Here is a 19484-nt window from a genome sequence, read left to right as displayed (position 1 = left end):
GATTATCCAGGATGCGTCTTGCCACTCATCCCCACAACTCCGCCTTGGGCAAACCAATCCGAAAGTTGGCTGTTTCAAGGCTGGGCTGATGGTCTTCGCTAAGCCAATGGCTGCCCAGATCCACCAGCACGGCGCTTGGCGCAAGAAGAGTGGCAGGCGCTTGGGCAAGAGACGATCCGCCGTTGCAGCCAATCATCGTCTTGTAGCCCAGCGCCACCGCCTGTCGCTGAAGCGCCAAGGCTTCAGTGAGACCACCGGTCTTGTCGAGCTTGATGTTTATCATATCGTACAGACCAGTCAGCTGTGGAAGCGAGGAGCGGTCGAGGCAGCTTTCATCCGCACAAAGTGGGACGAGCCTTGGCAGAGAAGACAATCCATCCTCCAAGGCTGCCGGGACCGGTTGTTCTATGGACGAAACGTCAAGTCGACGGGCGACGGGGAGGATGTCGGCCAGCTGCTTTATGGACCAGCCCTCGTTTGCGTCGACAGTCAGTTGATGACCTGGAACTGCGGACCTGACGGCTTCAAGTCGCTCGCAATCAAGGCCATCCGCACTTCCCAGCTTCAGCTTCAGTCCGGGCGCATCAGCTGCTTCGCGTGCAAACGCAGCCATTCTCTCGGGTGTATCCAGTGCGATGGTTTCAAATACAGCGAAGCTGTCTTCGGTAGCGAGTTCGAGTTCGAGAACATCCCAGATTCGGCGTCCGTCCCTCTTGGCTTTGAGATCCCACAGGGCGCAGTCAATGGCATTGCGCCAAGCCGATCGGGGCAGGATGGCGTTCAAGACAAGCGGATCAAGATGGGACCATGTAGCGTGATCGAGCGACAACACCGAATTCTCCGCGGACCGCGTTATCTCTTCATCAAACTCGTGAGGTTCGCACTCCCCCCGCCCCTTGAAGCCGTCGACTTCAATTGTGACCTCAAGGACGAGATTGTCCGTAAACACATGACGAGAAATCGCGAACGGACGTTTGAGCGGCCACCGGCGGATTTCAGTTTTGATAATGGGGACACTCAAAGCAACTTCCTTTCCAGAATGATTTTTGACCTCCGGGTTTCCGGAGCAAATAGGAGAACCCATCATGTCATCCGCGCAGAATCCTCAATTTCCAATCGGCGCATTAGCAAATCTACTCAAAGGAGAGATCGCTGTCGTAACGGGAGCGGGCAGAGGTAATGGTGCTGCCATTGCCAAAGGTATGGCGCTTGCAGGGGCGCGGGTCTGTATAGTCGATATCGACCGTGAGGCGGCCGACCGGATAGCGCGCGAAATCGATCCAGCGGGCGAGGGTGCAATCGCGATAGGCTGGAACATCGTCGACCCAGCCCAGGGTGAAGAAGCAGCCGATCGCATTCGACGGTCCTTTGGCGCAGCGACCATCCTCGTCAACAACGCCGGGGTCGAGGCTGGCGGCAGGATCGGCGATGATGATTTCGAAGCCTCATGGTCCAGGGTCATGAACGTCAACCTGAACGGTACCCTGCGGGCGGTCGCAGCTCTGCTGCCTGATCTGCGTACAAATCGCGGGAGCATCGTAAATGTCGCCTCCATCCAATCGTTTGTTTCCTACCAGGCAGGCACCAGCGCCTACGCTACTTCCAAGGGCGCTTTGGCCCAGTTGACGCGATCCCTTGCCGCAGATCTTGCGCAAGACGGAATCCGCGTGAATGCAGTCGCTCCTGGTTTCTTCGAAACAGCGATGACCGAGGGCACACGTAGCGATCCTGAGCGCATGTCCCGCTTTCTGGCGCGCACCCCGCTGCAGCGCATGGGGCATCCCAACGAACTGGTCGGACCGGTGGTCTTTCTCAGCTCGAAGCTCTCTACTTATGTGACTGGGACGATTCTGCCAGTGGATGGAGGACTCCTATCCTGCTGAAATGTGATCACCGGTGCTTGCCCGCCTCCCAATCTGTATGAGCCAGGTTTCGCGTGGCCGACTCCATTGGCAGATCTTCCAGGGCGGTGCCCATCGAGTCGTTCCATCGATTCAGGAAACCAAACAATGCGATGACCCCCATTAGTTCCACAACCTCGCCCTCGCTCCAGTGCTTGACCAGTTCGTCACCGAGTTCAGGCGTCACCGAGTTCGGCACCGTAGAAGCAGCATGCGCAAACGACAGGGCGACTTTCTCCGCTTCGGAAAAGTGCGGACTGTCCTCGTAGTTCCAAGCATCTGTCATGCGGGGCGCGGTGGAACCGAACCGCTCTGATGCGAGGATCGTATGGGCTTGGCAGTACCTGCAGCCGGATGCGAAACTGGTTATGTAACCGATCAGTCTCTTGAACTCGGGCGTCAATGCGCCATCGCACTTCATCACTGCAGCGTTCAGCTCGGTGAATGCACGCGCAATTGCAGGACGGCGGGCCATGGTGCGGACGCTGTTCGGGATTACACCCAGCGGACCTTTAAAAAACTGGCACTCCTCTAGCAGCGCCGGCTCGAACTCCTCGTCCGTTAGTGGTTTCAATACGGACATGATATTCTCTTCTGAATTACGTAAAAATGACATGGCCAAGCATCTCGGCGAAGCGGCGATGATGTGAGACATCCCAGTGGATGCCATCCACCGTTTCCAGTTCACCGACATGGGCCGCGTCGAGGAAGCGCCATCCATTGAGGCGCGCTTGTTCGGCAAGAACGGGCGCAAGCTGGCGAGAGCGCGTCAATGCCTCTTCCGTAATGCCAAGTTCGACAACCCGGTGACCCAGAGGAATCGGACTGACCAAGGTGACCACTGGCAATTTACCACCAACCCATCTGTGGCTCTCCAGAGCCGCCAGTACGGTCGCCGCAATCTTCGGCGCAATGATTTCTGGTTGAGACAATGAAGGATATGCAAGATCATTGGTCCCGAGCATCACGACCAGTTCGTCGACAGGCCAGTTGGCAAGGATGACTCCGCGGATATGGTCAATCGCCGCCCGCGAGGTTCCGTCGTCAAATCTCGCGACGCCACTCTCCAACCCACCTACCAGACCGCAGATGCCGTGTTCAACAACGCGAAAGCGGCCAAGCCCAGCCCGTTGGAGAACCATGGGCCAGCGGACGGAGGGGTCGTAGCGCGAATACCGTGTGAGCCCTTCGTCACGTTGCGGGACATACCCCCAGGTGTTGGAGTCGCCGAAAGCCAAGAGAGTCGGCACTTTTGCGCCTGCCTGTCGGCTCGCCTTGCTTCGTTCTTGCGCCTGCGCTTCAGCAGATTCTGTCATCATCGCAGCGCCTCCCGCGATTGCCGCGACAGACGAAAGGAAGTGGCGGCGGGAAGGATGCGAGCGCGGTTGCTTTGCCACAAGCAGGGCGACTTCGTTTATCTCTTCAGGTTTATAATTTCTGGAGTGATCAGGCTGTAACATCAGCTCGCCAGTCATCGCCTACAACCACTCTGGCATAATCGGCCATTTCATCGACATAGACTCGCATTGGTCCCTCGCTGACGCCGCGATCCAGCTCCTTTAGGGGAACGAGTCTTGTAATCTCTTTGCCGCTCGCCCGCTCGGCAACTAGTGCCACAGGGACAAGCTCCAGCTTTGCAACTCGTACGGCTGGTTTTCCGCGATACAAGCCCTTGGCAAAGCCAATGCGGGCGACAAGGCTCAAAGCCATTGCGGGGTGGGACATCAAGGTGGAAAGATTGCCAAGGCTGTACAAGATCGGAACCGCTCGATCCGGATCGTTTGCGGGGCGGTAGATTTCCACAGGCTGAGGGACGTGCGGGTGATGCCCGATCACGAGATCGGCACCCAAGTCCGCAAAGCGATGCGCCCAGCCGACCTGTTGCGGATGGGGGTAGAGTTCGAATTCGAGCCCCCAATGAAGGGCAACAATAACAATCTCGCAGCCATCCTCGCGACAAGCCCGGATCTGCCTTTCGATGAGGCTGATGTCCGGCTGTGACTCAAGATGGAAGGGTGTCATGTTCACGATCCACGGCTTGTCTTCCGGGAAAGGCTTGAAGTTGACACTGAAAGTGTGAGCCACCCAACCGATCCGCAGACCTGCGACTTCGGTAACGCGGGGTTTGTTAGCGTCGCCCTTGGTTCGATTGACGCCTACTTGAGCGATCCCATCCTTATCCAATCTCGCCAGAGTGGTCAGAATACCTTCTTCGCCACAATCAAGAATGTGGTTGTTGGCCAAGTGAACAATATCGAAGCGACGGCCTTTGTGGGAAATGACCGTCTCATATTGCATCGGTGTGAGATTGATCTTGGGCGTGCTTTCCTCTGTGAATTCAGTCGGCCCAACTTCGTCAGTGGTAAGAGTCGATTCAAGATTGGCGTATGAAACATCCGCTCCAAAGATCAGATCATCAACAGACTCGAACAGCCTGTCCTTGGCCCCGTCGAGTCCCGGTGTACACATCAGGTCGCCGGAGGCGCTCATAGTGATTTCGGCTTCAACCGCGAAATCCTCAGGAAGCATCTCGAAGCGGGTCTTCTTGTAGGGTTCAAGTAAAGCCTCGATATCGATCTCCGGCCGTCGCATGCCCTTGGTGACCGGATTGATCGACTTGTAGAGCCAGTGCGCAAGAGATTCGGGGTTCCGAGGGTCAAGCTTTACATCGACCGGCGTGTCCCATCTTCCGTCCGCGGCATTACGCAGCTGTCCCTCGATAGCATCGGCGAGTTCGCCCGAAAACTTCATGATTGGTCGGGCATCGCGTGGCATGCTGACAGGACGAAGCTTTCCGGAGGTGATATCACTCACGATAGACTTCCCTTTATCTTGAGGACCAAATCCATGAACCGCGTGGTAACGGCGAGCTTCCAGTCTGGCTCATCTATGAAGAAGGCATCCTTGAGCGACTGTTTGATCCTGGACGCCTGCTCGCTTGCAGCATCCCCCCGTGCGACAAGCCATGTCTCGGCTCGCAAGGCCTCGAGTGTTTCCGGTATGGGGTAGGTTCCATACTCAAGAGCAATCATCACCAGCCTTTCGGTGCCGACCTCCTCGTGCGCGGCATGAAGCAATGAGCCGCCCACTTGCGCAGACACAGCCTCGCCCCCTCCGGTCCACGTCACTTCCTCTCCGAATAGCGCCTTGGCCTTCATATATTCAGCTTCGGATGTGACACAGATGGCTTCTCCGACTCCTCTTGGTCCGAGCCCTGTATGAATATCGATGCCGATCACCTGCTCGGCGTTTACGCAGTGTTTCCGAAGCAGCTTGCGCCATATCAGGTTGGACCAGGCGGGCGCCTTGCCACCATAGAACAACCCGTCCGGGTGATTGTATTGACCTCCGGTCATTGCAACCTGAAAGGCTCGCAGCCCGCGGTCCGCAATATAAGCGTCTATCGATGCGTCTGCCTCGGTTCGTGCAGGACCGCTCCAATCCCGCGGCACAAGCCAGTCGTGGATTTCGTCGTACCCAGGATTCAAATGTGGGACTGAGTGGTCGACGAAGTTCCGGTTGAGGTCGATGTTGTCTTCGTTGGTCCTGCGAAGCCATGCGAAGCCATAAGGATTCACTGCGTGGACCAATACTACTGCAGTATCGCCCGGTAATCCGTGCAACAAACCGGAGGCAAGCAGCTCAGCCTGACAACCGGATCCGCAAAAGCCCTCGACCCCGTGGGTTCCTGAACTGATCAGGATAACCCGCTTGGCATCCATAGCCCCCAAACGGGCAATATCGCACGCCAAGTTTTCGCCATTTGGCCCTTTCTTCGTCGGATGCGCATGACTTTCAAGCGAGAAGTCAGCGCAGCTCACAAGCTCGCGGAAGCGCTCCCGGGCATCTGCATAGTCAGTGGGGAAAAGCATGCGCCAGATATCTCCGTCCCGGTCCCTCAAATATTGCCGACATAGTGTATACAAAAAGTGCGACCATATCTAGATGAATCTTCCCCGCTAGCTCGGCGAGAGAGTCGTGTCTGCAGATGCCAAAAGAGTTCATGTCGCCTTGGGGCAAGCCGGCAGAGCTCCATCGTCGGTGTGTGCTTCGTCGCTTTCCAACGAAGAAGGCAGAGCGTCTCCCTCGGCATTGCCGCGAACCGCGGTCAGATCTGCACGCGCCTTTGCGTAAAGCGCCTGGCCCGCGTCACGATCGACAGGGATCACCTGATCAAGCGTTGTGCCCCCGGCCGGTTGTAGCTCGGGCGGGAAGATCGCCAGCTTTTGCAGTTTGGCGAGCTTTTCCTCACGCCCTAGACTCAGGTCACGCGCGTTCGTACCAGCACGGGGATGCAGTGCGATGCCGTCGACCACCTCAAGATCGAACCACCATTTCTTCACCGGATTGCGCGCACCATTGCCTTGCAGGTCATCCTCCAGTGCAATTGCTTGCGCCAATTCCGGGTAGTCGATGGACCGCCAAATCATCTCCTGGGCCATCGCCGTGTCCTCACGGTTCCACGGGCAGGTCTTCATGCACCGGCCGCATGCCGAACCCTTTTGCTGGGTGATGCGGTACTTTGCGCACTTTTCAACGTCGGCTTTCCATATCTCATAGCCATTGAACAGGATCTTCGGACCGAATGTGATCGCATTGCACGGACACTCACGCGCGCACTTCCGACAGCTTTCACAGAAGGACTGCAGATTGAAGTCGATCGGCTTATCGACTGCCATCGGAAGGTCAGTGGTTAAGACCACGGATTTGGAGCGTGGACCGATGAAGGGGTTGATCAATGTATCGCCGATCCTGCTCACTTCCCCCAATCCGGACATTAAAATAACCGGGTTGTGAATGACATCCGAATCTGCATTTGTATGCGAACGTGCGGGATAGCCCAGTGTTCGACAATGCGCAGCCATGATCCCGGCAATCTCGGCGCCCCGCATGTAAGCACGCATGGACTGGGAGGCGGAGATCCAGTCATCACCGGACGCCCCCTCCATGGTCTCGTAACCTTGGTCAATCAGCATGCAAACTGCGTACTTGTGATAAGCCTCTATAGGCTGGCCATCCACCGCATCATGCGAATAGTACATCCAAGGCTCCGCTTCGCAGATACCAACAAAGTCGGCCCCAAGGTAGTATCCCAACGCTTTAATGGAATCTGCGTTCCATTGAGAGTCAGAAAGCTCCTCGGCTTTGGCTTCAGTCGCAATCGGCCTTCTGGTACCCTGCAGCGGCACCATGCCCCTGATGAGCGGTGCCATGCCCAACGCATAAGGATGCTTCATCGGAAATCTGGACATTTCCTCCTTGGCTTTCGCACCAAGGTCACCAGCCGCGGCCCGATAGAAGAAATCGCCGCGTTTAGGCACGCGCTGGATGCGGTCGCGCATAACCAGCGTAGTGGGCTCATTGACCCTTGCGATCCGCTCCATGGGATATCGTCCGAGGTGCAGCGGTCGCTTGTCCTGCTCACTTGACCACCAAGCAGGTCGGGTGCCAACTTTTCCCAGTTGGAGGGATGGATCATCGGGCTCGAGTGACCCGTTGCTGGCCAGTGGCAGATCTTCGGCTAATTCATAATCGCAGGTTACCGCGCCAATTCTGAATCCCCGGTGTAAGAATGGAGCGACCAGTTGCCCCAGTTCGGCACGTGCCAGCCCCGCCCGGATCGAGAGTGCTTCAAGGCAGACAGAAGTTGCGCCATGCACATGGCCCATGGCATCGAAGCCCATCCATCGCACATAACCCGCCAGCACAGCCGCGATTTCCGCAGCACGCATGTCCGTGCGGATTGCATTGCTTCCGGCGATCCAAGGTTCGCCCGGATCCCCTGGCCATGGCTCTCGGCCGAATTCAACGAGATAGACCAGCGCATGAGTGTGATTGGGTGGAATGCCCGCACCGACCTCTGGGGTGATGCGGCAAACACCAACAAGTGAGGCATCAAGAAAATAGGCTGAAGCCTTGAGATTGTTCGCTCTCTCCAAAGGGTCGGCACTGATGGGTGCCAGCTCGGACGCGATGGGACCGCGAAGGAGGCTGCGGAACAGATCCAGATACTCACTGATCGCCGGCAGTGCCGAAGTGCTAGGCGCAATTCGCGAATCAGATGGCTGCCGCACCTCCAGATCGGCAGAAACCGATATTGGCTCTTCCGTCCGACGAAGATGCTCCAAGGGATAGGGGCCCAAGTGAACTGGGCGGTCTTTGTGGCTGTAGAGGCGCAAGTTTCAAGCCCTTCGCATTGGCGAATCTGTGAATTCGCAGTCTTATCCGGCCATTCCCGATGCCAGATAGCCGCCGTCGACATAGACTGTCTGACCATTGACCCAGGTTGCCCTAGTCAAAAACAAGGCAACCTCGGCAATCTCGTGCGGTGCGGCAAGACGGCGACCTGGTGTTCTACGGATGATGTCCGCCATCACCTGGCCTTCGCTGCGGCTAGATACCATTTCGCGTGACGTCACGTCCACAGGCCCCGGGCCCACAGCGTTGACGCGGACACCATCTGGCCCCAGCTCAACTGCCAACGCTTGCACCAGGGCTGCTTGTGCCGCCTTTGTTACACAATAGAACGACTCGTTAAGCCAGGCTTGAGCCGCTGCAATCGAAGTGATCACAACAATAGCACCCGCCCCGGCAGCCCGCATCCGACGGCCCGCCGCCTGAGCGACCAGGGCGGTGCCAAGAACGTTCACGTTCAAAAGCTCGGTAATCGCCGCAGGGTTGGCATCGAGAACACTATGCCGACGACTTATGGAAGCCGCAGCGACCATCCAGTCAGGAGCGGCGCCCCCAAAAGCCTCGTCCAACAGTGCGAAAGCCTTTTCGACGCTCGCTGGATCGCTTTGATCACATTGGATGAAATTCGCACCCGGATCCGCCCCGCGGTCTAGAACAAAGACCTCATCGCCGGCCTGCCGAGCTGCTTCCACGATTGCCTGACCGATGCCGCCGGCACCGCCCACTACGATGCCCTTACGCGCCAAGCGCCTTCTCCCGCCTGATGCTGCACACCCTTTGTGGGAGAAGTTCCCGAAAGACGAATGCCGTCAAGCTCCAAAGCATCAACGCAGCCTCGTCTCATCGACGACCAAGCGCGAGAAGCGGCTGGTATGAGCCAACGTATCGGCACGGGTAGCGCTAGAAGGATTGCTGTAGGCTGCTTCGAACGCGGCGCGATCGGCAAACCACTGCTCTGCTATGCCATCCCATTCACAGTCATCGCTGGTTGCGCCCGGTGCACTGTCATCATCGTCTGCTCGGATGTTGACGACATAACCGGAGAGATGAGCCTGTTGGCTGTTGAGCACATCTTGAGCGTGACCCAGCCACCATTCGCGAAACTCTGCCAGCGGCAAGCCTTCTGCCCGCTTTAGAAACCATACGACTTTAATCATTGACCACCTCTTTGCGCCGCAATCGGCACCTGAATCCACTAGTTGCCGACCATTTTAGCCACCACAGCACCATGTATACATGTTGCATACAGGAAGGCAATCTGCAATTGTCGCCGAAACAATCTGCAAAAGGCAGGGATTTGGTCATAGATTGTAGTCATTGTTGTTCTGTCGGCGCGCGACGTATCTACAGGCGCCGATGCTCGGCAACGCGCTACCTACCCGTTGCCAAAGGCAGAAAAGGCCGTTTAACAATGAATACTCAAGACGCTGGGATGGCAGGACGACGACACGGAACAAGCCGGTTCGCGAACGCAGGGCAATGCTCGCGGGGATGAAGCCTGCCCCGTGCGCCGGAAGTTACGTTTTCAGTTCCTCTACAGACCAGACGGTTATCGCTGCCGCAAAGGAAAGGGCTCTTGCTGTTTTTCACGAACAGGAAGGAGTCTCATTCGTGCTTGCAAAGGACCATGCGGTAGAGCTTGGATTCGACGCCTCGATGCCGTTGTCTTGCATTGTCCTCGGTGTCTATTCCGCCCTGGACGGTGTTGGCCTTACCGCAGGTGTTGCAATCGCACTGGCGGAACAAGGCATACCGTGCAACATGATCGCAGCTTACCATCACGACAATGTTTTCGTCCCTGAAGAAATGAAGGAACTAGCCTTGTCGGTCCTCGAAGCACTGCAGGAAGCTTCACGTTCGAGTGAGGACTAAGAACCAGGTCCCAACGAACACCCGGATCGTGTAGCCTATGAACTGTCTTGTTTTTCGCGTGGGCCTTGAGAGCAAATAATGCAGCGATGCTGCGCCGCCGAGCATTATGCATACTCTTTGTCGACAAATATTGCGTGCCGATGACAATGAGGATATCTCAGCTGCATTCGTCTAATTCTCCGGACGCCATGTGACACATTGGAGCTATGTTTGATTGTGACTTTCTATGATGGACAGCTGGTCCGCAACAGCGGCCGAATCGACCTCGGACAAGGCTATGACCTCTACTATGAGGAAAGCGGCAATCCGAATGGATCGCCCGTGCTTTACCTGCACGGCGGACCGGGCGGAGGCATGGAAGCCTCGGCGCGACGCTTCCACGACCCCGCAGCCTTCAATCTCATCATGTATGATCAGAGGGGTGCCGGGTTGTCGCGGCCGACCGGAGGCGTCGAACGCAATAATACGGCACTGCTGATCGAAGATATTGAACGCCTGCGCGAACACCTCGGGATCCGGCAATGGATCGTTTCAGGTGGCTCATGGGGATCTACGCTAGGGCTTGCCTATGCCCAGGCCCACCCTTCTCGGTGCAAGGCACTTGTGCTGCGAGGTATCTTCCTTGGCACGCGCGACGAGATGCATTGGGTCAACCAAGGTATGCGCAAGTTGTTTCCTCTCGAGTGGCTCGAATGTGTCGAGGGTATGAGCGAGGCAGAACAGGATCACCTTCACTCGACTATCCGGGCTCGTTTGTCCGGACAAGACCGAGAAGTGGCGGTCCGGGCCGCCATCGCACTTGCAAAGTTCGAGTGGATAGCGGCAACGGTAAACCCGGACCTGAAGGAGATCGAGGCTGAGCTGACTCCCGAATTCTCGCTCCAGTACTCGCAGATCGTCTGCCACTATGTCATGAATGATTTCTTCATCGATCCGGACCAACTGATCCGGAAGATAGGCAAGATCCATGGAATCCCCGGATACATCGTCCAGGGGACGTGCGATTGGGTCTGCCCGCCATGGTCGGCAGTCAGGCTCCATCGCGCTTGGCCCGGCTCCAAGCTTGAGCTCCTCAAAGGCGCTGGCCATTCATCGGCTGAGCCAGCCGTCGCAAACGCAATACTGGCCATAATGGAGGACCTGAAGGGGCGTGGGCAGTGAATAAGATCGACCGGGTAAGAGAGGCTTTGGCAGGTCGACCTGTCGATCGCGTCCCTGCAAGCTTCTGGACACATTTCGAGCCCGAAGCTGCAAACGGCAAGGAAATGGCGCGGGCCCATATTGAGTTCTATCGATCAACAAACCCAGATTTCCTCAAGGTGATGAACGATAACCCGTTCGAGCTTGTCGGTATAGAGCGCGTTTCCACTCCGTCCGACTGGCTACGCCTGAAACCCAACTCCCGAAAGTCACGAGTTCGACAGGACTATCTGGATGGTCTAAAGGAAATCCTAGACGCCGTAGGGCAGGAGTGCATGGTCATCGTGACCATGTTCAATCCATTCGCGACGGCGAACGACAACATGTCTGGCACTTTGGACTTCAGCGATGCGGGTTTCCAGGCGATCACAAACCATCTTCGCGAAGACTCCCGTTCGACATGTGCAGGGCTTCGGACAATAGCGGAAAGCTTGACCGAGTTCACATCCGACTGCATTGAGCTGGGGGCATCCGGGCTGTTCCTTTCTGCCAACGGTGGTGAGCGCGACAGGTTCAATGCAAGTCAATTCAGCGAATACATTGCGCCGGACGATTGCCAGATACTGCAGGCCGCAATTGATGCGGGGTCCGAATTCAATCTCCTGCATATCTGCGGAAGCAGTTTGAGACTTGAGTCATATGCAAAATACCCCGCGCATGCGGTGAACTGGGCAACTCAGGCGAGCAATCCTAGCTTGAAACAAGGTCGCGAGCTCTTCTCGCAGACCTTGGTCGGAGGTCTAGATCAAGCTGGAGCAATAACTTCGGGTTCATTCGATAATATCGCTTACGAAGTCAGCGTAGCCATCGCCGAAGCTGGCCGTCTCAACTTCATTCTTGGCGCGGGCTGCGCATTGGAGAGCCATGTTCCAGCCGCCAACCTTATTGCCGCCCGTCAGGCGGTCTTGCACGCAGGGTGACGTCCCCGGGACGGCTGACTTTCATCAACGATTTGCCGGCCAGTCGAGAATGCAATCTTCGGTCACTACCATGCGTGACATTGCACTCACATGCTCCATTACATCCGCGCGAGTTTCAGGCGCTGAAGGCAACGAGAAGGCTTGCCTGGCATCTTCCATGGAATCGAACCACTCCTCGGCCACACCATCCCAACCCGGCTCAACGCCAGTGCCGCCCGGTAGTTCATCCGGCGCAGCTACGTTTACGACGTAGCGTGAAATGAGGTGCCCTTGTTTTGCCGCAATCATTGGCGCGTGACCCTGCAGCCACCAGCGTCGAAACTCCTCCATCGACAAATGATCTGCCTTCCGCAGCAACCACATCACCTTCACCATCAGAAGCCTCCTCGAATCCACTACCCGCAACAGGCTCAATCACGTTGACATGTTGTCGACATGCTGCATACAATAGATCTAGACACTCGTGACCTTCAAGTCAATTCGCGTGCGATGGGGGATCTGGAATTTCGGTATGCAGGATGAGATTTTCGAGTGTGACGTCCTGGTTATCGGATCGGGTGCCGCGGGAATGGCGACAGCGGTAACCGCTTCAGTGCTCGGGCTTGATGTCATCCTGACAGAACATGCACCTTATCTCGGTGGAGCCAGCGCGATCTCTGGAGGCGAGATATGGGTCCCGCTCAGCCGTCAGGCAGGCAAAGCACCGAATGATAGCGAAGAAGAAGCCATCCAATATCTTAGAGATGTGATTGGACAAAGCTTCGATCATTCGAGAGGCACAGCTTATGTCAGAAATGCCGCCGCAGCTCTGGCGTTCCTCGAAGACAACAGCCACCTCGAATACGAGCTTCTCGAGACTGTGGTCGACTACTTCACCGACGTCAAAGGCTCGACTCATGGGCTTCGGTCTCTGGGCGCAGTGCCTTTCGATGGTCGTAAGTTAGGCAAGTACTTCAAGACGATACGCTCACCACTTCCCGCATCCATGATCTTTGGCGGAATGTCGTTGGGACGTCTGGATATTCCCCATTTCTCACGGTTCACCCGATCGCTGCCTTCCTTGATCCATGTGTGCAAAATGCTTGCAAATCATCTCCGCGACCGATTGCTCGGCTATCATCGCGGTACCCGCATGGTCATGGGCAACGCCCTCGTCGGGAGGTTGGCTCTCACGCTCGTTGAGCGAAAGGTTACACTTTGGACGAACACGTCAACTATCGAACTGACAAGAAATGATACCAGAGTGACTGGAGCGCTGGTCGCACACCCGAGCGGTTGCAGATTGATACGCGCCCGTCGTGCGGTCGTACTGGCGACCGGCAGTTTCTCAGGTAGCCGGCAAAAGCAATTGGAGTTTTTACCGCATGTCAGAGCTGGTCAGCAGCATCGGTCTCACTTGCCGACCACAAATGACGGGTCTGGACTTGATCTTGTCCGGAAGATGGGCGGAAAGATTGACACAGGCCTTCGGCAACCCGCAGCCTTCACGCCAGTTTCCGTGGTTCCCAGACCCAATGGTTCGGAATGGCTGACTCCTCACTTTGGCGACAGGGCAAAGCCAGGAGTCATCGTTGTAAATACCAGCGGCGAGCGCATTGCCAATGAAGCGATCAACTATCACGATTTTATCGCCGAAATGCTTCGAGACAGCTCAGGCAGAGCCAGTGCTGAGTTCTACCTAGTTACGAGCCACAAACACTTGCGCTGCTATGGTTTGGGACGGGTCCCGGCTGCCCCCGGCCGTATCACTCCGTTCCTTCGCAATGGCTATCTCCTGAAGGGCGAGACGCTGGCTGAACTTGCCGACAAACTGAATATCGATGCGCGTGGCTTGATTGCAACCGTCGAGGCTCATGATGCACACGCGCATTTCGGAAGCGATCCGGTGTTCAAAAAAGGAGGAACAGCATTTGAACGAGCGGCGGGCGACCCAGCGATCAAGCCAAACCCATGCGTCGCCCCTCTCGGTACAGGGCCATTCTATGCCATCCGGATCATCCCTGGCGACATCGGTACGTTTGCGGGGGTGAGCGTAGATGAAATGGGCCGAGTTCTAACTGAGGACGGCACCGTGATACAAGGTTTGTTCGCCGTCGGCACTGTTGCATCGAGCATAATGGGGGGAACATACCCCGCAGCAGGTGCGATGTTAGGTCCGGCGCTCACTTTCGGCTGTTTGGCCGCCAAGACAATTTATGAAGAACAAGAGGGTGAGAGAGCGGACGAGAAACAGCAGAATTTCGAACGGCTGGGCGGTACCCACTTGTCATAAAGCGAAGAAAGGGGAGGAGGCATTGCCCACTGTTAGCCGCCAAATGCAGTTATGCAGTCGCTGCAAACGCATAGCTTGCAATGGTTTGTGACCGACAAGGAATGGCGATGAGAAATTTATTCCCCCCGATTGTGCTTGGAATCCTCGTACCTGCACCAAAAAGCGACAGCAAAAGCCCCACACGAAAGTGTTCCGAAAAACTCCTAAAAAAAAATGCGCGTACTAAAGGCGTGATCGTTCTTCCCGGTATCCAATACCGCATCATAAAAAGTGGCGCTCGTTCAGGCGTCTCGCCAAAATCCGGCGACAAGGTTCTACTTAATTATGAGGGCAAGTTGCCGTCGGGAACGGTCTTCGATTCTTCGTATCAGCGAGGTCGACCAACAAGCTTTTTAGTGCGGGAAGTCATCCCTGGTTGGCAAGTTGTGCTCAAATTGATGCGACCCGGTGACGTTTGGGAGGTCGTTATCCCCTCGGAAATGGCATATGGAAGTGACGTTTCCGGTCCAATCCCGCCGGACAGCGCGCTGATTTTCAAAATTGCGTTGATAGAGATCGAAGTCGACCTTAGCCTGACTTCTGTATAATTCGCGGTCCGCATAAAATCGTGATTTTAGTAAAATACCCAAATTTTCAGTCGACTTAGATCGAATTCCAAGCATTGCTGTCGGGCATGGACCGCAGGCCCTGATATTGCGCACCGCCCCGACTGGCTTAATAAGAGGAGCTGTGGTTGATGGGAGCAGCATAGTGCTGCTGGATATGGCGAAGCACTCACGACAAAGATGTCAACCAGCAAAGCCAAAGCCAGCAACGCATCAAATCCCAAGTCAACCCAGACGTGATCCCCAGCTTTCCAATGAATGTTCGAGGCGCGTCTGACCGTTGCGCTATCCATTTGCGCATCGCCGCGAGCATGCGGACATGCTCTTCGATGCCTTGTTCGCCAAAGCCAACGTAGAGAAAAGCAACATAGACGCTAGACGCACGATAGCATTGAAGCTGCGGCAGAAAACTATCGTCCAGAGGACGCGGCGGCATGCAGGCATGATTGTTCCAAACCAGCGCACATGCGATCAACTGCACCGCGCGGGCTGAGAGCTCATCGCGCGGAGGACATATGACGCCGGACTAAGTAGATAGGGGATTGCGCACTGCAATATCCATTCAATAGCGTCTCGGCGTAGTCGATTATTGGTTTGCCTTCGGACGTCATGCGCGGGCAGCGCGGGCGATTATGGTGCTAACAGTATTTCGTTATGCGCCGCACCTGCTGGCATCATTGGATAACAATTCTCGACTTCCGCAACATGACAATCAACCAGAACGGGATCCGGTGTCGCGCATTGCTTCGAATATTTCCTGCATGGTCGGGGCGCGCGACGCTTCAGCCCTGAAGTTGTTGCAAACCGTGTGCGCTTGAGTAAGGAATTCGGCGTCGCGCTGCAAACCACGCTCCAGACAGCGCGCGTTTACGAATATGATTCTGGGTTGATCCCAGCCTCTGGAGTAAATTTTTCGGATACTCTGGATCCAATTATTCGAATGGCCATGCGCAAAGATTCGGCCTTCATAGAATCCTAGCGCGCCAATGCCGTGCTCATGGCAAGTACCTAAAATGTCTTCAAATATTCATTAGAAATCTGTCAAGCGCTTCATGCTGAAAGAGTGACCCTTTTGCCGGGTCTGACATGTCGGCAAGCGCAATAACTGGAGACTTAAGCTCGCATCGCGAGTACCGAGCCCTCGTGGAATATGGCGTGACGACACCAGTTGACGTTCTAAATGCAGCAATTGTTCGGTCTGCCGAGTACCAATGAGAGGTGACGACTGCTGGAACGATCGAAGAAGGCAAGCTCGTCGATCTGGTGCTGCTCGACGCTGACCCGATGGCCGATATCAACATCACTACCACGATCGACACCGCCATTTGTGTTACCGACAACAGAGTCGTTACGGATTAGTCAGCAGTCGACATTGTCCTCGAAGTTGGGCTCGTGACGTCTGAACTGGTAAAACGGCGATGATCGTCGGCGGCGATCGCGATGAGCTTTGAAGTTCGTCATCTTCGGGCGGCCGAGGTCACGGCCGGTACACTGAGCTTCTCGCAAGCCGCGAAAATACTTTGCGTCAAGCAGTCCGCGCTCAGTCGTCGAGTTCAAGCACTCGAACAGATGCTTGGCGTTCAATTATTCGAGCGAACCAAACGCGGAACGTTCGCAACCGAATTTGACCAAGCCTTCCTGACCGTTCCGAAGCGGATTCTCACCGATATTGACAACCTCCTGACCGCAGCCAAAAATGAGAGCTATGGTAAGCAGGGTTGGCTTGCCATTGGTTTTAGCTCTTCGCTGATGACTGGCAATCTGCGGTTTGCGATCTGCGATTATATTGCGCGCTATCTCGAAGTGCGGTTCGATGGGATCGAAGGCGGCACGGAAAAACCGTTCTCGGGCCAGCAGGCGCGGATGGTCGATGCGGCGATCACGCCCGCGCTGATTGTAGGACCCGGAATTACACGGCACAATCTGTGGACCGATCCACTGTTGGTTGCAGCGCCGCAAGATCATCGCCTGTACTTCGTTCATTTTAACTGTGTGAGTATGCAACTCCCACTCCAACTCTAAGTCCGAGCCATCGCTATCGATTTGAGAATTTGGCTGAAGATCGAGACTATCAATGCGCCGATATGGCACTTATTTCTGTTAGCCTTAAGAACGTACCGTTGGGCGTGGTTTGCGATATTTTTCCTAGATGGGCCACTCATACGGTATACTAAAGAGCGAAAGAAGGCCAAAAATGCTGAATTGTCTTGTGAAATACGATAGTATGGTATACCAGAATGATGTGAGCGTTAAACACGCAACGTCCAACTGGGAAAAAACCAAATGTGCCCCGCCATCTCTGCGGCAAATGCTAACTTTAGAGTTCACTCGGCGGGGGATGCTGTGATGAACGATTCAGAAATCAATGGTGGAAGGGGTGCGGCAACCAATTCCGAACTGCCCAAGGCAGTAGACGTAGCTTACCGGACACTGCGGGAGTGGATATTGCAAGGCCAGCTCGTAGCGGGCCAAAGCCTGCCGGAAGCCGAGCTTGCTGTAAAAATTGGTGTTAGTCGTACTCCAGTAAGAGAAGCTATCGGACGACTTAGCGCTGAGGGCCTAGTTGTCATGGAGCGCTACCGCAAGCATGTTGTAGCCGAATTTAACGAAGCCGACCGTGTGGAAATCATGGAATTGAAAGCAGTAATCGAAGGGCGCGCGGCTGCTCGGGCTGCGACACGGCTTTCTGACTCGCAGGTTTCCTACCTCCGAGACCTTTCAGATCGCATGGAGAGAGCAGTACGTGAGCAAGGCGACGCGGCTCATCCGCTATTCGACGAACTTAACCGTGAATTTCACGCGCTGATCTGGAGGGCCGCCGATAGCCCGCGCGGAGAGCGTATTTTAGAAACGGCCTTGAGCTCGCCATTCAATGTGTTGGGGAGGCTTGATGCAACGCTCGCTCAGTCGATGGAGCGCGCTTGCTGGTATCATCATGAAATAGTTAGCGCATTTGAATCGCGAGATCCCGAAAGGGCGCGAACGCAAATGGTTGCGCATGAACTTTCGCTAATAACAACCCATTTCCCGGAGCGATGATGACCGAACGAAAACTCGAAGGCCTAAAAGTAATTTTGACCGGTGGATCAAAGGGAATTGGCGTCCATTATGCCGGGGCTCTGATAGACGCTGGGGCGCAGGTAGCAATACTGGATGTTGCAGACGGTGCGGAATTGGCATCGCAACTCAATGCGTCACAGCAGCGCGACGCAGCGCGCGCGTTTCACGTCGACGTAAGCGACGAAGCGCAGGTTAAGACGGTTGTCGACGATGTGATATCCTGGATTGGTGATGTAGATGTACTGATAAACAACGCAGCCGTTTTTGCGACTCTAGGCGATGCAAAGGTGACAGACATCGAATCCGCGCTTTGGGATAAGGTCATGGCAGTAAACGTGCGCGGACCGTTCCTCATGGTAAAGCATGTCGCGCCACTCATGATTGCCAAAGGTCGGGGTAAGATTGTCAATATCTCGTCAGGAAGTGCCTATAAAGGCCTTCCATTTATGTCGCACTATGTGACCTCTAAAGGGGCGATGCTTGGTTTCACGAGAGCACTGGCCCGAGAGCTTGGCGCGCATAACATTAACGTGAACACACTAGCTCCAGGTTTGATTCTTTCGGACTCAATTAGTGCCAATCAGGAGCATCTCGATACCAATAGAGACCGAGTAGTCGCTAGTAGAGCGTTGAAACGTGACGGTTTTCCTGAAGATCTTCTTGGAGGTCTGATCTTTCTTTGTTCGTCGGAAAGCGATTTCATGACCGGCCAAACTTTGCTGATTGATGGCGGATCGGTGAATATATGATAGCCGGATTAGAAGGAAGGGTCGCAGTTGTTACCGGAGGTGCTGCCGGGATTGGGCGAGCCATCGCCGACAAATTTTTGGAATCGGGCGCGACTGTTTTGACAGCAGATGTAGCTGGCGCAGCTGACATTCTTTGCGATGTAGCGAACGAACCTCAGGTCGAAGCAATGATCTCGACAGTGATTGGCCGTTACGGCCGTCTAGATATCGCAGTAAACAATGCGGGCATTTTGGGGCCGTTTGGCAAGCTGCTCGAGCAGGTTGAAGAAGCCGAGTGGGACAAAGCGATTGGCGTGAACCTGAAGGGCGTCTTTCTTTGCATGAAGCATGAACTCGCCGCGATGTCCGGGCAACGCCGTGGAGTCATTATCAATCTTTCTTCGGTGATGGGTTTTTTAGCAGCCCCGAAAAATCCAGCCTATTCCGCTGCAAAACATGGCGTACTTGGACTGACAAAGTCCGCTGCAGTTCAATATGCCGGCAAGGGTATACGCATCAATGCGATATGCCCTGGCTTTGTTGAAACGGATATGGGGACCACAATTGGAGCGGACAATTCACTTAGTGATTTTCCGAAACCGTTCATACCCATGGGCCGAAAAGCCAACCCGGTTGAAATAGCGGAAATCGCGGCCTGGTTGGCATCGGACAGCTCTTCCTATCTCACCGGAGAGGCGATTGGTGCCGACGGCGGTTGGCGCATAATATGA

Annotated in this window: 20 protein-coding genes; 11 read left to right on the top strand and 9 right to left on the bottom strand. The window is 55.3% G+C overall.

Annotated features, from left to right (window positions below; translation table 11 throughout):
* Positions 1–25 precede the first annotated feature (25 nt).
* The gene (locus tag EUU25_RS08920; protein WP_222848782.1) at positions 26–1021 is read right to left on the bottom strand and encodes a dipeptide epimerase; all 996 of its coding nucleotides are present in this window, start codon (positions 1019–1021) and stop codon (positions 26–28) included.
* 64 nt (positions 1022–1085) lie between these two features.
* Between EUU25_RS08920 and EUU25_RS08915 the strand changes: the two genes are divergently transcribed.
* Complete coding sequence (locus tag EUU25_RS08915) at positions 1086–1883, top strand: SDR family NAD(P)-dependent oxidoreductase (protein WP_158900223.1); 798 nt, start codon at positions 1086–1088, stop codon at positions 1881–1883.
* Between the two features lie 7 nt (positions 1884–1890).
* On the opposite strand, the gene EUU25_RS08910 is transcribed toward EUU25_RS08915, so the two are convergent.
* The 7 genes from EUU25_RS08910 to EUU25_RS08880 all read right to left on the bottom strand — a co-directional run bounded on the left by EUU25_RS08910 (position 1891) and on the right by EUU25_RS08880 (position 9253).
* Positions 1891–2517 carry a carboxymuconolactone decarboxylase family protein gene (locus EUU25_RS08910; protein WP_222848781.1) on the bottom strand — a complete coding sequence of 209 codons (627 nt, stop codon included), beginning with the start codon at positions 2515–2517 and terminating at the stop codon, positions 1891–1893.
* Positions 2501–3220, bottom strand: a complete 720-nt coding sequence (locus EUU25_RS08905) for a GDSL-type esterase/lipase family protein (protein ID WP_158900219.1) — start codon at positions 3218–3220, stop codon at positions 2501–2503. The genes EUU25_RS08910 and EUU25_RS08905 overlap by 17 nt, the downstream gene beginning before the upstream one ends.
* A 127-nt stretch (positions 3221–3347) precedes the next feature.
* A complete protein-coding gene (locus EUU25_RS08900) occupies positions 3348–4715 on the bottom strand; it encodes a CapA family protein (protein ID WP_158900217.1) in 1368 nt (455 codons plus the stop codon).
* Positions 4712–5773 (bottom strand): M14 family metallopeptidase, encoded by a 1062-nt coding sequence (locus tag EUU25_RS08895; RefSeq protein WP_158900215.1) that lies wholly within the window; start codon positions 5771–5773, stop codon positions 4712–4714. The genes EUU25_RS08900 and EUU25_RS08895 overlap by 4 nt, the downstream gene beginning before the upstream one ends.
* 129 nt (positions 5774–5902) lie before the next feature.
* Positions 5903–8029, bottom strand: a complete 2127-nt coding sequence (locus EUU25_RS08890) for a 4Fe-4S dicluster domain-containing protein (RefSeq protein WP_222848780.1) — start codon at positions 8027–8029, stop codon at positions 5903–5905.
* A gap of 93 nt (positions 8030–8122) precedes the next feature.
* The gene (locus EUU25_RS08885) at positions 8123–8842 is read right to left on the bottom strand and encodes an SDR family NAD(P)-dependent oxidoreductase (RefSeq protein ID WP_158900211.1); all 720 of its coding nucleotides are present in this window, start codon (positions 8840–8842) and stop codon (positions 8123–8125) included.
* Between the two features lie 78 nt (positions 8843–8920).
* The gene (locus EUU25_RS08880) at positions 8921–9253 is read right to left on the bottom strand and encodes an EthD domain-containing protein (RefSeq protein WP_158900209.1); all 333 of its coding nucleotides are present in this window, start codon (positions 9251–9253) and stop codon (positions 8921–8923) included.
* A 199-nt stretch (positions 9254–9452) separates the two neighbouring features.
* On the opposite strand from EUU25_RS08880, the gene EUU25_RS16560 reads away from it, so the two are divergent.
* The 3 genes from EUU25_RS16560 (at position 9453) to EUU25_RS08865 (ending at position 12088) form a co-directional block, all read left to right on the top strand.
* Entirely contained in the window at positions 9453–9968 is a 516-nt protein-coding gene (locus EUU25_RS16560; protein WP_187351261.1) for an ACT domain-containing protein, read from the top strand.
* Between the two features lie 216 nt (positions 9969–10184).
* Entirely contained in the window at positions 10185–11129 is a 945-nt protein-coding gene (gene pip / locus EUU25_RS08870; RefSeq protein ID WP_158900207.1) for a prolyl aminopeptidase, read from the top strand.
* Entirely contained in the window at positions 11126–12088 is a 963-nt protein-coding gene (locus tag EUU25_RS08865) for a uroporphyrinogen decarboxylase family protein (protein ID WP_158900205.1), read from the top strand. Before pip ends, EUU25_RS08865 begins: the two co-directional genes overlap by 4 nt.
* 24 nt (positions 12089–12112) lie before the next feature.
* On the opposite strand, the gene EUU25_RS08860 is transcribed toward EUU25_RS08865, so the two are convergent.
* Entirely contained in the window at positions 12113–12463 is a 351-nt protein-coding gene (locus EUU25_RS08860; protein WP_158900204.1) for an EthD domain-containing protein, read from the bottom strand.
* Between the two features lie 136 nt (positions 12464–12599).
* Between EUU25_RS08860 and EUU25_RS08855 the strand changes: the two genes are divergently transcribed.
* The 7 genes from EUU25_RS08855 (at position 12600) to EUU25_RS08825 (ending at position 19484) form a co-directional block, all read left to right on the top strand.
* Entirely contained in the window at positions 12600–14360 is a 1761-nt protein-coding gene (locus EUU25_RS08855) for an FAD-dependent oxidoreductase (protein WP_158900202.1), read from the top strand.
* A 107-nt stretch (positions 14361–14467) separates the two neighbouring features.
* Positions 14468–14947 (top strand): FKBP-type peptidyl-prolyl cis-trans isomerase, encoded by a 480-nt coding sequence (locus EUU25_RS08850; protein WP_158900200.1) that lies wholly within the window; start codon positions 14468–14470, stop codon positions 14945–14947.
* Between the two features lie 1236 nt (positions 14948–16183).
* The gene (locus tag EUU25_RS08845; protein ID WP_158900198.1) at positions 16184–16324 is read left to right on the top strand and encodes a hypothetical protein; all 141 of its coding nucleotides are present in this window, start codon (positions 16184–16186) and stop codon (positions 16322–16324) included.
* Between the two features lie 81 nt (positions 16325–16405).
* Positions 16406–16987 (top strand): LysR family transcriptional regulator, encoded by a 582-nt coding sequence (locus EUU25_RS08840; protein WP_158900196.1) that lies wholly within the window; start codon positions 16406–16408, stop codon positions 16985–16987.
* 324 nt (positions 16988–17311) lie between these two features.
* Complete coding sequence (locus tag EUU25_RS08835; RefSeq protein ID WP_158900194.1) at positions 17312–18004, top strand: GntR family transcriptional regulator; 693 nt, start codon at positions 17312–17314, stop codon at positions 18002–18004.
* Positions 18001–18774, top strand: a complete 774-nt coding sequence (locus EUU25_RS08830) for an SDR family NAD(P)-dependent oxidoreductase (protein ID WP_222848779.1) — start codon at positions 18001–18003, stop codon at positions 18772–18774. Before EUU25_RS08835 ends, EUU25_RS08830 begins: the two co-directional genes overlap by 4 nt.
* On the top strand, positions 18771–19484 hold the full coding sequence (locus EUU25_RS08825; protein ID WP_158900192.1) for an SDR family NAD(P)-dependent oxidoreductase: 714 nt from the start codon (positions 18771–18773) through the stop codon (positions 19482–19484). The genes EUU25_RS08830 and EUU25_RS08825 overlap by 4 nt, the downstream gene beginning before the upstream one ends.

It is taken from the genome of Sphingorhabdus lacus (assembly GCF_009768975.1).
GTDB lineage: Bacteria > Pseudomonadota > Alphaproteobacteria > Sphingomonadales > Sphingomonadaceae > Sphingorhabdus_B > Sphingorhabdus_B lacus.
The sequence above is the reverse complement of the archived record's forward strand: the minus strand, read 5'-3'. Positions and strand labels throughout refer to the sequence as shown.